Origin of the sequence: Chryseobacterium vrystaatense, from assembly GCF_000737765.1 — a bacterium.
In the GTDB taxonomy this organism is placed as follows: Bacteria; Bacteroidota; Bacteroidia; order Flavobacteriales; family Weeksellaceae; genus Chryseobacterium; species Chryseobacterium vrystaatense.
Map to the genome: position 1 here is coordinate 65,142 of NZ_JPRI01000009.1, position 13,903 is coordinate 79,044.

Here is a 13,903-nt window from a genome sequence, read left to right on the forward strand (position 1 = left end):
ATATTTTTCCCGCTTTTTTATGATCTAAATTCTTGAATTTCTATTATTTCTTACCAGTAAGCCACTGCGTCTGAAGTTTCAGTTCTGCCGGGGTTGGATTGGCTTTATACTGAAGGCTCTCAATCGTCATTTTATCCAGAACAGCTTTTCCTTTAAGATCAATCTTATCTGTTTTGTCACCATTCTTTCTAAGAATCGTCACGGTAACGTTCTGCCCTTCTTTGATTGATTTGGCATATCCTATAAAATCCTGCATGTTCTGTACATTGATTGTTTTTCCATCCAAAGCAAGAATTTCGTCTGTGATTTTAAATCCTATGCTTTTTGCAAAAGGCGAAAGTGCTGAACTTTCATCAAATACAAACGTATTGTTTTTGTCGTTATAGCCTGTTTGATTAGGATCTTTGATGAACCAGAACAACGGAGGTGTATCTTTCTTCTTTGCTTCTACGCCTACCATATTCAGGTATTCTGCATAAGGTGTCGGCTGGTTCCCTGCAATATATTTGTTATAAAAATCTTTTACCTGAGGATAACCGGTCACCGTTACCAACTCATCGATTAATTTATCATCTTTAAACGGCTTATTCTCCCCGAATCTCTGAGAGAGTTTTCTGATCATATCACGGTAGCCCATTTCTCCGTTAGAAAGCTTTCTCAGCTCAATATCCAGACACATGGCCAACAAAGCTCCTTTTTCATATACATTTCTGTATTGGTCTTTGTATTGGTCTTGCAGAATATTCTTACTCATTACCGTAAATGGCATGGTATCATCATAGTTCTTTGAATTGGTGATCTTTTCATTCATTCTCTGAAGGAACTCATCTTTATTGATCAGGCCTTCCTGGATCTGGAAAAGATTCGCAAAATATTCTGTTCCTCCTTCATACATCCACAGGTGCTGAGACATTTTAGGGTCTGCATAATCAAAATAATGAATCTCTTCGGAATGCGTCTTTAAAGGATTCACCGTATGAAAAAATTCGTGTGAAACCACATCGGTGATTGTTTTGTCGATTGCTTCTTTCGGCATCATTTCAGGAAGCACTACACTGGTTGATTCGTGATGTTCCAGTGCTCCGAAACCTTTGATCTTCGGTCCGTCACCTCCAGAAAGATAAAGCATGATCGCATATTTTTTATTGGTATTCATATCACCCAGGAATTTTTTCTGAGCCAATACCATTTTTTCAAGATTGTCTTTAAAATCTGCTGCTTTGTATTTTCCTGTTGGAGAGTAAACGCCAAGTACCAAATCCATTCCTCCGGCATTGAAGGTGATGTAATCCGGCTTGGTATACATCAGCGGAGAGTCTGTTACCTTAGCATAATTAGCCAATGTAAAAGTATCTGTAGCATCAGATTTATCCTGATCTACCAATGCTGTTGTCCCATAGAACCCTGCCGGTTTCTGAATGATAAGCTGATACGGAACATCCTGCATATTATCTATGTATCCAACGAAACCATGGGTGTTGATCATGAATATTTTGCCTTCCTCAATATCTGTTCCTGATGGAGAAAATACAGCCTTGTGCTTAGAGTTATCCATTTCATCATCAAAACTGTCATTGACCAGATAGGTTACTTTGGTTAAATCTTTTGCGTTTTTTAATGAGTAGGTATTGTCATTAACTTTGGTATAGGTTAATTCTCTTCCTTTATTATCGTAGAATTTGATACCTTCCACAAATCTTCCATAATCATCTACGGAATAGGTGCCCGGAACTGTTTTTGGAAAATGGAACTTGATATCTCCGGATTTCATTTTAGGGAATTCCATAGTAACGGCTACCTTGTCGTCTTTTACATTGACAAGATCAATCGTTGTTTTTATGGATTGGGCATTGGCCAAAAAAGCGGCGAATAGACCCAGGCTGATTGCTGTTTTTCTCATTAGGTTTAAATTTTATAGTTAAATAGTAGTTTTTTTAGTCGTTTTGTTACGGAATAAAGTATTAAACTTTTCTTAAAATTTGAAAGAAAAAAAAGGTATAATAGAGAGAAAGCAGAGGTGTTGGTTTGAAAAACACATTCCAATGGTTTTTTTAGTAACAAAAAAGCAAATTCGTTATGTAACAAATTTGCTCTTTTCTTTATTCAACTTCATTGTAGTTGATGTAGTAGTTCTTGTTAAATTCTACAGGATTATTGCTTTTGAGTTTAACAGTCTGCCAGTTTTCTGTAGGATTGATGGTTTGATTACCGTTGATAATGAGAGGAAGCTTAAGATCTTTAACTCCTTCAGTATATCGGAATTTTAAAGATGCCCCATTTTGTGAATATTCCAGAACAGGAATCTTTATTGTTCTTAAATATTGATTAAAAATACTGGATAAATCGATTCCGGATTTTGAGGACATATAATCTTCTATCTGTTTGGTGGTAACGGTCTGATGATAAAAATCCTTATTCAGTCCTCTCAGGATCTGTCTGAATTTTTCATCATTATTGATGACCTGCCTGATGGTGTGAATCATACTGGCTCCTTTAGGATACATATCTCCGCTGCCTTCATTTCTGACACCATATTTTCCTATAATTGGAATGTCATTCTGGATGTTTCCGCGGATTCCAATGGCGTAAATATCAGCTGATTTTTTATCCATATATTTTTCTGTAAAAAGAACTTCGGAATACATTGTGAAACTCTCATGGATCCACATATCAGCCTGATCCTTTGCCGTGATATTATTGGCAAACCACTCATGGCCGCTTTCATGAATGATAATATAATCCCACTTAAGACCTACGCCTGTTCCTGAGAGATCCCTTCCAAGATAGCCATTCTGATAGCCGTTTCCATAGGCTACATTGCTCTGATGCTCCATACCCAGGTAAGGAGAATCGACCAGTTTATATGAATCTTCGTAGAAAGGGTATGGTCCGAACCAGTATTCAAATGCAGAAAGCATTGGCTTTACCTGCTGAAACTGCTTTTTTGCTTTTTCCAGATTGTAGTCCAGTACCCAGTAATCCAGATCAAGTTTTCCTTTTTCACCACTGAATGTATCTTTAAAATTAACATATTTTCCGATGTTAGGGATAATAGAGTAGGCGTTGATAGGATTTTTTACCTCCCACGTATACGTTGTTTTTCCACCTTCCGTTTTTTTGTCGGTGAGCCTTCCGTTTCCTACACCTACAAGGTCATTGGGCGTAATGATCTTCATAATAATCCCGTTTTCAGGCTCATCACTCCAGATATCTTTTGTCGGAAGCCATATAGAGGCCCCGATTCCTTCGTCAGCTACACTCATCCATGGGTTTCCTTTTTCATCCTTGGTAAAAACCCAGCCGCCGTCCCATGGTGCATTTTTCGCAATCACTGGTTTTCCGGAATAGGTCACGTCAATGGTGTATTTCTCGCCTTTTTGAAAGCTTTTTTTAGCTGTGACAAAGATAAAATCACCATCCTGTTTAAAGCCGGAAATGGGGAAACTGCCTTCTATTTTATCCGCTTTCATTGGTTTTTGCAAATCAATCTGGAAAACTGGATCAGTAACATCTTTGGTGATTTCAAAGCTGATCTTGTTATACCCTTTAATGCTTTTCTGTGCGAAATCAGGTTCCACCGAAAGGTCATATTTTTTGACATCCCAAAAATTCCTGAATGGGGTGTCAGAACCCTTCAAAGTATCCTGCTTGGTAAAGGTTTGATCTTTCTCGGAGAATTGTCCGAAGACCATGCCCGAAGCAAATAAAAGTGTGTAGGTCAGCTTTTTCATTTAAAACTAAATTAAATTCTATCAAAAATAGAAAAATTAATGGCACAATGATGACATCTATAGAAAAAATATACTATAATACAGAAGTCATATCAATAAAAAAAGCCCGGTTTACACCAGGCTTTGTATGATAAAAATAAAAGGTTTATTTCTTGATAAACTTAAGTCTTGAAACAGTTCCTTTATCTTCGATAGTAATAACATAAACTCCAGTGCTCAGTTTAGATACCGGGATTTTCTGACCTGCAACAGTACCGTTCATTACAGCCTGTCCTGCCATATTGAAAATGCTGAACTGTGCTTTAGAAGAAATATTGGTAACGTTCAGAACATCATAAGCTGGATTAGGATAGATCTGTACCGCTGTATTGTCTTTTGTTACATCGTCAGTACCTAAAGAACCAGGAAGAATTTTAACAGCATAATCTTCAACTTCTCCGAATTGGAAGCTTGAACATCCGCTGGTAGGCTGATCCTCATACGTTAATACCACTCTCATCGTAGTATTTGCAGTTCCTGAGTAAGCATCTGCCGGTACAGAGAATGTTCCTGAAACAGGAGTGATTGTATTCGGTGCACTGGTATAAATCATTTCAGAAGGAGCAAAAGTTCCGTCTCTGTTGAAGTCGATCCATGCAGTAACCCCCTCATTATAAAGATCGCTAGACCATTGCTTGGTGATGCTCACAGTATTCCCGGAAGTTCCTTGTTTAAGAGTAATTAGCTTCGAAGGATCTGTAGCATAATTGGTATATGCTGAACCTACACTGCTATTGGACATAGGTGTCATTCCGGCAGGAGTCACAGTAACATTTGAAATAAATTCATCTGCCGGACTTGAAGTATTGTTGACACACAGTACATATCCTAATGTTGTAAAGGTAGCTGGTGCAGAGAATGTTCCGGTTGTAGATCCGCAAATATTAGCAATCTGATATTCGTACTGCGTAGCGCTTTCCAATCCTGAAACAAAAGAAGAATTGGCTGCAATGGTTGCAGAAGTCCAGGTAGTAGCACCTGCCTTTCTGTATCTTATGGTATACTGTCCTCCCTGAAGAGCTGCCCAGTTGATGTTTGCAGAAGAAATGGTGATCCCTGAAACAGTGATTCCTGTTGGTTCTGCCACAGAACATGCTGCTGCACTTGCGCTTACTGTAGCATTACCTACAGCATAGAATACGTTGTCAATTGCGCTTACTCTGATCTTTACATTAGAACCTGCAGTAAGAGAAGAGAACATAAATGGCTCAGCTCCGTCGTTAGGGGTAGAAGGAGTAACTACAGTCCAGTTAGCTCCGTTATCAGTAGTGTAGTCAATTTTAACATTCTGTACGTTATAGGTACTGTTGTTGGTATTGGCAACATCCCAGGTGATGGCTCCGGCGGTATTGTTATAAACTGTTGTTGATGTTACTTTGAAAGGACCATCGTTACCAACTTCCAGATTGATCCTTGCACTCTGAGTCTGTTGTTTTGTAATATCAGGGTTGTTGTCTCTTACGGTTACTTTAAAGCTCATTCCTCTAGGAACAGTGGAAACGGTTTCCCAACCTGCAATGTTCGATACCGAACCTGCAACACCAGGATTGCCAACAACAGTAGAGAGAAGAGGGAAGTATCTTGTAGGAGATGCCGTAGGCATTATAGACCTGAAATCTGCTCCATGTTTACGGGTTGAAAGTACGGTTCCGAAAGTTGCAGCAGCAAGATCATATTGTTCCCATGTGTAAGTCATAGGATCATTTTGTGCATCAACAGCAGATGCAGTCAGTACAAATGCAGTTCCTTTTGGAATTGCTTTCGCCGCAAGTGGCTGAATAACTGGGGCTGTATTGGTGGTAATGGTAGTTAATGTTCCACATTCCTGAGAATTTACATAAGCCTGTACTTCTTCTATGTTTTTAACATGGAAATAGGCATCTGAATTCATCTGAACATTAGCTCCGTTAACGATACCTGCATATCCCATAATGGTTGAACCTGATCCCGGTTCCATGTGTGCTCCGTGTAAAGCAACAGACATTGTATGGTTTCCTCCAAACTGATGCCCCATTTCATGAGCTACAAAGTCTATATCATACGTATCCCCAAAAGGCTGATCTACGATAAGTGGAGAGGTAATTCCTGCCCCTTTTGACGTGTCATCATTGTTGTTCACTGGATTTCTACATACATTCCCTACATCTCCTGCGCTTCCGCCGCCGCCTCTGTGTCCGAAGAAGTGGCCAATATCGTAAGCTGCATTTCCTATCGTAGAAGTAAGAGTCTGCTGAAGCTCAAGGTTCCAGCTGTCAGGAGCGCTGTAATTAGCACCATTCTGAATAACATTTGAGTATGGATCCGTTGCTGCATTGGTGAAAATTAACTGTGGAAGATCCAAAACAACCATATGAATGCCGAAATCTTTTTCAAAAACACCGTTTACTCTATTCATTGTAGCATTAATACGGGCTGCTGCGCCGGCAACACCTCCTGCCAATTGAGTATATTCTGCATTGACAGAGATTGCTGTTCTGTAGGTTCTGTATTTTAAATCATTACTCTTGTTAAATCCTCCTGCTCCGTTCAGAATGTTTTTAGACTGTAGCAGTTTACTCATCTCCTTTTTTGACCGTTCAGGCTCAGATGTTTTACACTCAAATGGATTCCCATTCTGTGTTTTATTGGTTTTGAAGAATACCCCGTATACATCTTTTTCTTTATTCAGAGGCTCAATAAATTCGTATTTTCCGGTGACTGCATCAAAAATCATGGACTGAAAGTCATTAGGAGCTGTGCTGAACCTGATCTGTCTTTGAGGATTGTCTACTCCGATCCCTGAATACGCTCCCAGTTCATATCGGTCTGCCATAGATTTTTCTACTACGGGAGAACTGTAAACGGAAAATCTTTCAATTTTTCCATCAGCGGTAGGTAAAGATATGATAACAGGGCTACCTCCTTTTCCTGCTTCAGGAGCATCTTTTAAAAGGCTTCTCAGAGAGTTGAGATCTACTTTGTAGCTGTATAGTACGTTAACTTCCTTTCTTATTGGAGCAACTTTTTGGGAAACAGGTTCCCAGTTTTGTGCCTGAAGACCTATAAAGCAAGAGGCCAAAGCACAAACAAGAATAATTCTCTTTTTCATAATATTATTTAATTCTTGCAGACAAATATAAAATAAATTTAATAATCTACAGAGTAATATTTAACAATATCTAATTATAATTTTTCTTCTGTATTGTAAATGGTTTTTAATAAATGGTGTATTTTGTTATGTTTTTTTTACACTATATATGTTTTTATAATTAAATTAAATAAAAACGTGTTTTTATTTAAAGTTTATGATTATTAGTTTATTAGTGAGTTTTTAGTATTTTTAAATTGACAATAATGATGATACTTCAAAACCGATGAGCTGAGCCATGTAAGAAAAGCTCAATTGAATGATTGTTCACAGATGAAAATTCCGAAAATATTAATCGAAGATGGTAAAATGTAAATAGAGACCTGATCGTACAGAACATATAATGATCAGAAAATGAACACGGATTTTTACTTTTTATCCCGGTCGTAAAAGACTGTTTTACTCTAAGTTTTATTGAAAATAAAATCGTCCATCCGTCTGCAGTACAACATAAGGAATGCCCCTATATGCGGATCATTGACATAAGGTTTCTGCTAAGTTCGTCAATAGCCGATAAGGTCTGTAATTCTATTATTTCTGTATTACAGGAAGGTTTTCAGTGTTTTTCTGTATTTTTTTATACGTGAAAGAACACATCACAATACTGAATTCATATAATATAAGAAGCGGGAAAGCTGCCATCAGCATACTTAAGACATCTGCAGGAGTAATGATCGCAGCAACCACCATAATCAAAACAATAGCGTGACGGCGATAGGTCTTCATAAACATAGGGGTCAGAATTCCAATGCTGGTAAGGAAATAAATAAGAATAGGAAACAGGAAGATAATCCCCATTCCTAAGATCACCTGTAAAAATAAAGTAGTATAATCACTCAAATCATAAAGTGGAATGATAATATCTGAGATCTTAAAAATAACTCCAAAATTAACAGCGAATGGAAGAATTAAAAAATAACCACACAAAACTCCGGTCATAAATAAGATCCAAACTGCATTGATAATAAAGATAGAGTTTTTTCTTTCTTTAGGATGAAGAGCAGGACCGATGAATCGCCATAACTCCCATACAATATAAGGAAAAGCACCTACAATACCTCCAAAAACAGAAACAGCCATCATGACATTGAACTGCTGATAAAGCCTTTGTACACGAACTGGAAATTCTTTAGGAAGATGAATACTGTCTTCTCCTAAAAGCATCCGCGAAAAATGGTTGACGACTCTGAAAGTTGGAAAATCATTTCTTGTAGGGCCAAAAAAGATATGGTCCATGATCCAGTTGATATTGAATCCTACGGCTAATGCTACAATTATAATGGCAATAATTGAGCGAACAAGATGACCTCTTAATTCTCCAATATGTCCCAAAAAGGACATTTCTTTTTTTTCGTCCATATACTACAAGTCTATTTAAAATAGCAAACTCGTCAAAAGTTAAGCTGTTTTAAGTCTGCGAAATTATGAAATAATAATCAGTATTTAGAATTATTGAGATGATTTTGTTTAAGTTTATAAGGAGAAGCACCCTATGTTTGATTTTTAGAAAAAAAACCGACGGTATTTCCAGAAATACCGTCGGCTGATGTATTGTTATTCATGAATAGCATTCATATGTTTGTCTCTAATTGATTCCTTCATCAAGAAGGGTGTGAAGATCAATGATCCCGAAATACTGCCCGTTTTCTGTGACAATAAGCTGGCCTATATTATTTTCTTTCAGAATTTTCATAGCTGCTTTTGCTAAAGTATCTCTTTCAATGGTCTTAGGGTTCGCCGACATAATATCTTTGGCCTGTACCTTAGATATATCATCTTCCTTCATCAGCATTCTTCTTAAATCTCCGTCAGTAATTACTCCGATGATCTTTTCGTCCTCAGTTACCACTGTGATTCCATGGCTTGAAGCACTGATTGAGATAATAACATCTCTTACCGGTGCATTTTGTTCTACCTGAGGTTTCTGAGGTGATAGGAACTGATCTACTTTCGAGACAAGGTTTTTTCCTAGACTTCCCCCTGGATGAAACTTCGCAAAATCATTCTCTCTGAAATCATTAAGCTCCATTAATGCAACAGCCATAGCATCTCCCAGAGCCATTTGGATCGTGGTAGAACTTGTAGGTGCCAGTTTGTTTGGGCAGGCTTCAACATCTACATGGGTATCAAGGACAATTTCGGAGAATTCTGCAAGTTTGCTGTTTTTATTTCCGGTCATTCCTATAAGAGAAGAAGAATAGTCTTTTAGAAATGGAACAAGATTGGCTATTTCAGGAGAGTTTCCGGAATTCGAAATACATAAAACGACATCCTGCTTCTGAATCACACCAAGGTCTCCATGGATCGCTTCCGATGCATGCAAAAACTGCGATGGGGTACCCGTGGAGTTTAAGGTGGCGACAATTTTATTCCCGACGTGGGCCGATTTTCCGATTCCTACTACAATTAATTTCCCTTTTGCCGAATGAATAATCTCCACTGCTTTTGCAAAATCTTCATCAATCCTGTTCTTTAATTTTTCAAGTTCTGAAATTTCTATCTCTAAAGTGCTCTTAGCAATTGAAATAATGTCGGTTCTTTCCATTTTATAAGTATAAGGTATACAAAAAATCCACTGAAAAACGTTATATTTAAAAAAGAATATTTAATATAAGTTTTATTTTTTATAAATTCGTTCGCTTTTATTTTAAGCAGAATTTTTATAACTTTGGATTGGATGCAAATTTAGCAATAGAAAATTAGATGAACGCAAAAAAAGCCAATTTATCAGGCGAATTGAAAAAGTATTTCGGGTTTTCTACATTTAAAGGCCAGCAGGAAGAAATTATAGAAAACCTACTCAGTGGGAAGGATATATTTGTCTTAATGCCAACAGGAGGGGGTAAATCATTATGTTACCAACTTCCGGCACTTATTTCAGAAGGTACGGCAATAGTAGTTTCGCCCTTAATAGCGTTAATGAAGAATCAGGTAGATGCAGTAAACGGCCTTTCATCTGAAGACGGGGTGGCGCACGTTTTAAATTCATCATTAAACAAGACGCAGACAAAACAGGTCTTTGACGATATCAAAGGTGGAAAGACCAAGCTTTTGTATGTAGCTCCGGAGTCATTGATTAAAGATGATTATCTGGATTTCCTGAAAGAGGTGAAAATTTCTTTCGTCGCTATTGACGAAGCACACTGTATTTCAGAGTGGGGACACGATTTCAGACCGGAATACCGGAACCTGAAATCTATTATTGACAGGATTGCCGATGTTCCGGTAATCGCTTTGACAGCAACAGCAACACCAAAAGTTCAGGATGATATCCAGAAGACTTTGGGAATGACTGATGCGTTGGTTTTTAAAGAAAGTTTCAACCGCCCCAATCTGTATTACGAGGTACGCCCAAAAGTCAATGTAGATAAGGAGATCGTAAGATTCATCAATCACCACAAAGGCAAATCAGGAATCATATACTGCTTAAGCAGAAGGAAGGTAGAAGAATTTGCCCAGCTGCTGCAGGTAAATGGGATCAACGCCCTTCCTTATCATGCGGGTCTAGATCAGAAAGTGAGGGTGGCTAATCAGGATAAATTCCTGATGGAAGAAGTTGATGTGATCGTAGCGACCATTGCATTTGGAATGGGAATAGACAAGCCCGATGTACGTTTTGTAATCCATTATGATTTTCCTAAATCGCTGGAAAGTTATTATCAGGAAACCGGAAGAGCGGGAAGAGATGGTGGTGAAGGCTATTGTCTTGCATTTTACGACCCTAAGGATATTGAAAAACTGGAAAAATTCCTCGCACAAAAACCTGTTTCCGAAAGAGAGATTGGGCTGCAGCTTTTAAATGAAGTAGTTGGTTATGCCGAGACTTCAATGAGCAGAAGACAGTATATCCTTTGCTATTTCGGTGAAAATTTTGATCCGGTGAAAGGAGATGGAGCAGATATGTGTGACAATTCTTCCGACCCTCCCAAATTAAAAGATGCAACAGCGGATCTGACGAAAACGTTAGAACTTATTAAAGATACCGGAGAAAAATTCAAGTCTAAGGATTTGATTTCTGTAATCGTAGGAAAAGAAAATGCCGTTACAAAATCCTATAAATTAGAACAGACTTCGCATTTCGGTTTTGGCAAAGAGGAAAAAGACAACTATTGGAAAACCATCCTGAGACAGGCAACTGTTCAGGGATTTCTCCAGAAAGATATTGAAACATACGGCGTTCTAAAAATGTCTGAGAAAGCAAGGAATTTCTTAGATATTGACCCTAAAGAACCGTTTTTAATTGCTGAGGACAGAGAGTTTGATCTTACTCAGACGAAAGCGGAGAGCGAACAGGTACAAATGCAGGCCAGCAGCGGTCTGGACCAGAATCTGTTTGGTCTGCTTAAAGATTTAAGAAAAAAGGTAGCCAAAAAACATGGAATTCCACCTTATACGGTTTTTATGGATCCGAGTCTTGAAGACATGACGGTTCAATATCCGGTTTCAGTAGACGAAATTGCGAAAATTTATGGAGTAGGAGAAGGAAAAGCAAAAAAATACGGTAAAGAATTCGCGGACTTCATCAAAGCCTACGTTGAAGAAAACAATATCGAACGTACTCAGGATATGGTACTGAAACAGGTGGCGAACAAATCCAGCCATAAAGTTTTCATCATTCAGAGTACCGATAAAAAAATCGATCTTGAAGACATTGCAAGAGCCAAAAATCTTTCAATGACTGAACTTCTGAAAGAAATGGAAAGTATTGTTTACCAGGGAACCAAGTTGAATATTGATTATTATATCGAAGATAATTTCGATGAAGATATCGTAGATGGTTTTATGGAATTTATGACCGAATCTGAAAGTGACAGCATGAAAGTGCTTCTTGATGAATTTGGAGACGAGCTTTCTGATGAAGAAGTGAGAATGCTGAGAGTAAAATTCATCAGTGATGTGGCTAACTAAGAATGAATTTACAGAATAACGAAATAATTTTAAAAGAAATTCTTCCAAAGAAGGGTTTCTTTTTTAATATGACAGAGAAACTGAGAATTGTTTTCTCTTTTTTTTATTTGGGAATTTCCGCACTATTTCTTATAAATATGACTTCTTTCTTTTTCTTTTTTGCAATATTCATGTTTGGAACGGGGTTGTATTTAGCTTTTTTCAGATGGATTCTAAGATATTCAGATTTGAAAAATAACTATTATATCATTACCAATGAGCGAATTATTATTGCTGAAAAGTCAACTAAAGAAATTTTGAAGGAAAAAAAATTGGAAGAAATAGATCAGATCAACATCGAAATGAATAATAAATTTTTTGGAAATATTATTTTTGGTGAACCTGAGTCTATTTTTGGAAGAAACGATGAACCTTTTTCTTTTTTTAAAAGAAGTGGGATGAACTTTGATGAAGACAAATATGTCTTTTTAAGTGTTGAAAATATCAGTGAGATTATTCCCATCTTCGAAAACTTAAAATTAAAGGTTAATAAAACTTTTTACTAACTTTAACTGATGAAAAAGATTTCTGTCATATTTATCCTTCCGGATCTGGAAACCGGTGGTGCAGAAAGAATTGTTACCACTATTGCCAATCACCTTTCCAGAGACCGTTTTGAACCAAAAATCCTGCTTCTGCGCAAACAGGGAGGATATCTTAATTTTCTAAAAAAAGACGTTGAAATCATTGATATTAATACGGAAAGGATCAGACATTCCTTAAAACCCATTTTGGGTGAGATTTACAGAAGAAAACCGGATATTGTATTTTCAGGTTTCGGGGAAGTAAACGCTTATTTGGCTCTGTTTATCAAACTTTTCCCAAGAACAAAATTTATCGCAAGGGAAACTAATGTAGTGTCGGAACATGTAACGCGCAAAGAGATCAAATTTTTCTATAATTTTTATAATAACTATCAGAAGATCATTGCGCAAAGTGATGATATGATGAGTGATCTTATCGAGAATTTTAATATCAGGAAAAAGAAAATTGTTAAGATAAATAACCCTGTAGATTTTGATTTTATTGATGGCAAATTAGCAGGTTCTGCAAAACCGGAATGTTTTAAATATAATCATAAAAATGTGGTGGCTATAGGGAATTTGTCGGCAAGAAAAGGGTTTGACAATCTGCTGAAGGTTTTTTCAAGACTTAAAAATGAAAATATCCAGCTTCATATTTTAGGAGATGGAAAAGATAAAGAGATACTGCTTCAGATGAAGGATTTTCTGGGATTAAAGAATGTTATTTTTCATGGCAGACAGGATAATCCCTATCAGTTTTTAAAGTATGCAGATCTTTTCGTGCTGTCTTCAAGATATGAAGGCTTTCCGAACGTTCTTTTGGAAGCAGGAGCTTGTGGAACTTATTCACTCGCTAATAACTGTCCCGGAGGCATCAATGAGATCATCCAGGATCAGGTGAACGGTGAGGTGGCCAATATTGAGGACTATGAAGAGTTCTCCCAAAAAATAATGAAAGTTCTTCAGGGAAATTATAACCGTGATGGAATAAAAAATTCTATAAGATCGAGATTTTCAAAGGACATTATTCTGAATAAATATGAGAAGGTTCTGTTGGATCTGGTGAAGAAATAATGGGCACATTTGCTTTATGGTATTATATTTTTCTACATTTGGTCCTCATTAATTTTATTTAAAATCAATATTCATCAATGAATAAAATCCCCAAAATTGGATGTGCCTGTGAAAAACCGAATTCGGATTATACTGAGTACAGAAGTTCAGAATTAGGCATAGACCATACTAACGGAAGATATGCAGAAGTAACAATTCAACAGTGTAAACTTTGTCAAAGAATATGGATTCGTTATTTTGTTGAATTTGAGCATTATTCTAACTCAGGAAGATGGTACAAAGGAATCGTTTCCAAAAAAGACCGCTTGCAAATAACCCCCGAAAATACAGTTGATTATTTGGAAAGTCTTGAATGGTATGTTTACGGAGGTTCATTTTTCGAAAGTACCGGCACATTTGGAGAAGGGAAGGTTAATGTAGATGTATAATTTCTTTACCTATGCTGATAATTTCGATAAATT

At 37.1% G+C, this 13,903-nt stretch carries 9 protein-coding genes; 4 read left to right on the top strand and 5 right to left on the bottom strand.

Features of this window, described 5'->3' with window-relative positions; genetic code table 11:
* Nucleotides 1–43: 43 nt before the first annotated feature.
* From IW16_RS20010 to IW16_RS20030, 5 genes are all read right to left on the bottom strand, one after another.
* Nucleotides 44–1,900 carry a M61 family metallopeptidase gene (locus IW16_RS20010; RefSeq protein WP_034748746.1) on the bottom strand — a complete coding sequence of 619 codons (1,857 nt, stop codon included), beginning with the start codon at nucleotides 1,898–1,900 and terminating at the stop codon, nucleotides 44–46.
* A gap of 199 nt (nucleotides 1,901–2,099) precedes the next feature.
* Nucleotides 2,100–3,731 (bottom strand): M1 family metallopeptidase, encoded by a 1,632-nt coding sequence (locus tag IW16_RS20015; RefSeq protein WP_034748748.1) that lies wholly within the window; start codon nucleotides 3,729–3,731, stop codon nucleotides 2,100–2,102.
* A 145-nt stretch (nucleotides 3,732–3,876) separates the two neighbouring features.
* Nucleotides 3,877–6,858: a reprolysin-like metallopeptidase gene (locus tag IW16_RS20020; RefSeq protein WP_034748750.1), complete on the bottom strand. Its 2,982-nt coding sequence runs from the start codon at nucleotides 6,856–6,858 to the stop codon at nucleotides 3,877–3,879.
* A gap of 570 nt (nucleotides 6,859–7,428) precedes the next feature.
* The gene (tatC, locus tag IW16_RS20025) at nucleotides 7,429–8,256 is read right to left on the bottom strand and encodes a twin-arginine translocase subunit TatC (protein ID WP_034748752.1); all 828 of its coding nucleotides are present in this window, start codon (nucleotides 8,254–8,256) and stop codon (nucleotides 7,429–7,431) included.
* Between the two features lie 226 nt (nucleotides 8,257–8,482).
* Nucleotides 8,483–9,442, bottom strand: coding sequence for a KpsF/GutQ family sugar-phosphate isomerase (locus tag IW16_RS20030; protein ID WP_034748754.1), 960 nt, complete (start codon nucleotides 9,440–9,442; stop codon nucleotides 8,483–8,485).
* A 158-nt stretch (nucleotides 9,443–9,600) separates the two neighbouring features.
* Here IW16_RS20030 and recQ point away from each other — a divergent pair, with 158 nt between their 5' ends.
* The 4 genes from recQ (at nucleotide 9,601) to IW16_RS20050 (ending at nucleotide 13,870) form a co-directional block, all read left to right on the top strand.
* Nucleotides 9,601–11,805: a DNA helicase RecQ gene (gene recQ / locus IW16_RS20035; RefSeq protein ID WP_034748757.1), complete on the top strand. Its 2,205-nt coding sequence runs from the start codon at nucleotides 9,601–9,603 to the stop codon at nucleotides 11,803–11,805.
* Between the two features lie 227 nt (nucleotides 11,806–12,032).
* Nucleotides 12,033–12,350, top strand: a complete 318-nt coding sequence (locus IW16_RS26470) for a hypothetical protein (RefSeq protein ID WP_131327945.1) — start codon at nucleotides 12,033–12,035, stop codon at nucleotides 12,348–12,350.
* A 9-nt stretch (nucleotides 12,351–12,359) separates the two neighbouring features.
* On the top strand, nucleotides 12,360–13,442 hold the full coding sequence (locus IW16_RS20045; protein ID WP_034748761.1) for a glycosyltransferase: 1,083 nt from the start codon (nucleotides 12,360–12,362) through the stop codon (nucleotides 13,440–13,442).
* 77 nt (nucleotides 13,443–13,519) lie between these two features.
* Nucleotides 13,520–13,870 (top strand): hypothetical protein, encoded by a 351-nt coding sequence (locus IW16_RS20050; protein WP_034748763.1) that lies wholly within the window; start codon nucleotides 13,520–13,522, stop codon nucleotides 13,868–13,870.
* Nucleotides 13,871–13,903: the final 33 nt, after the last annotated feature.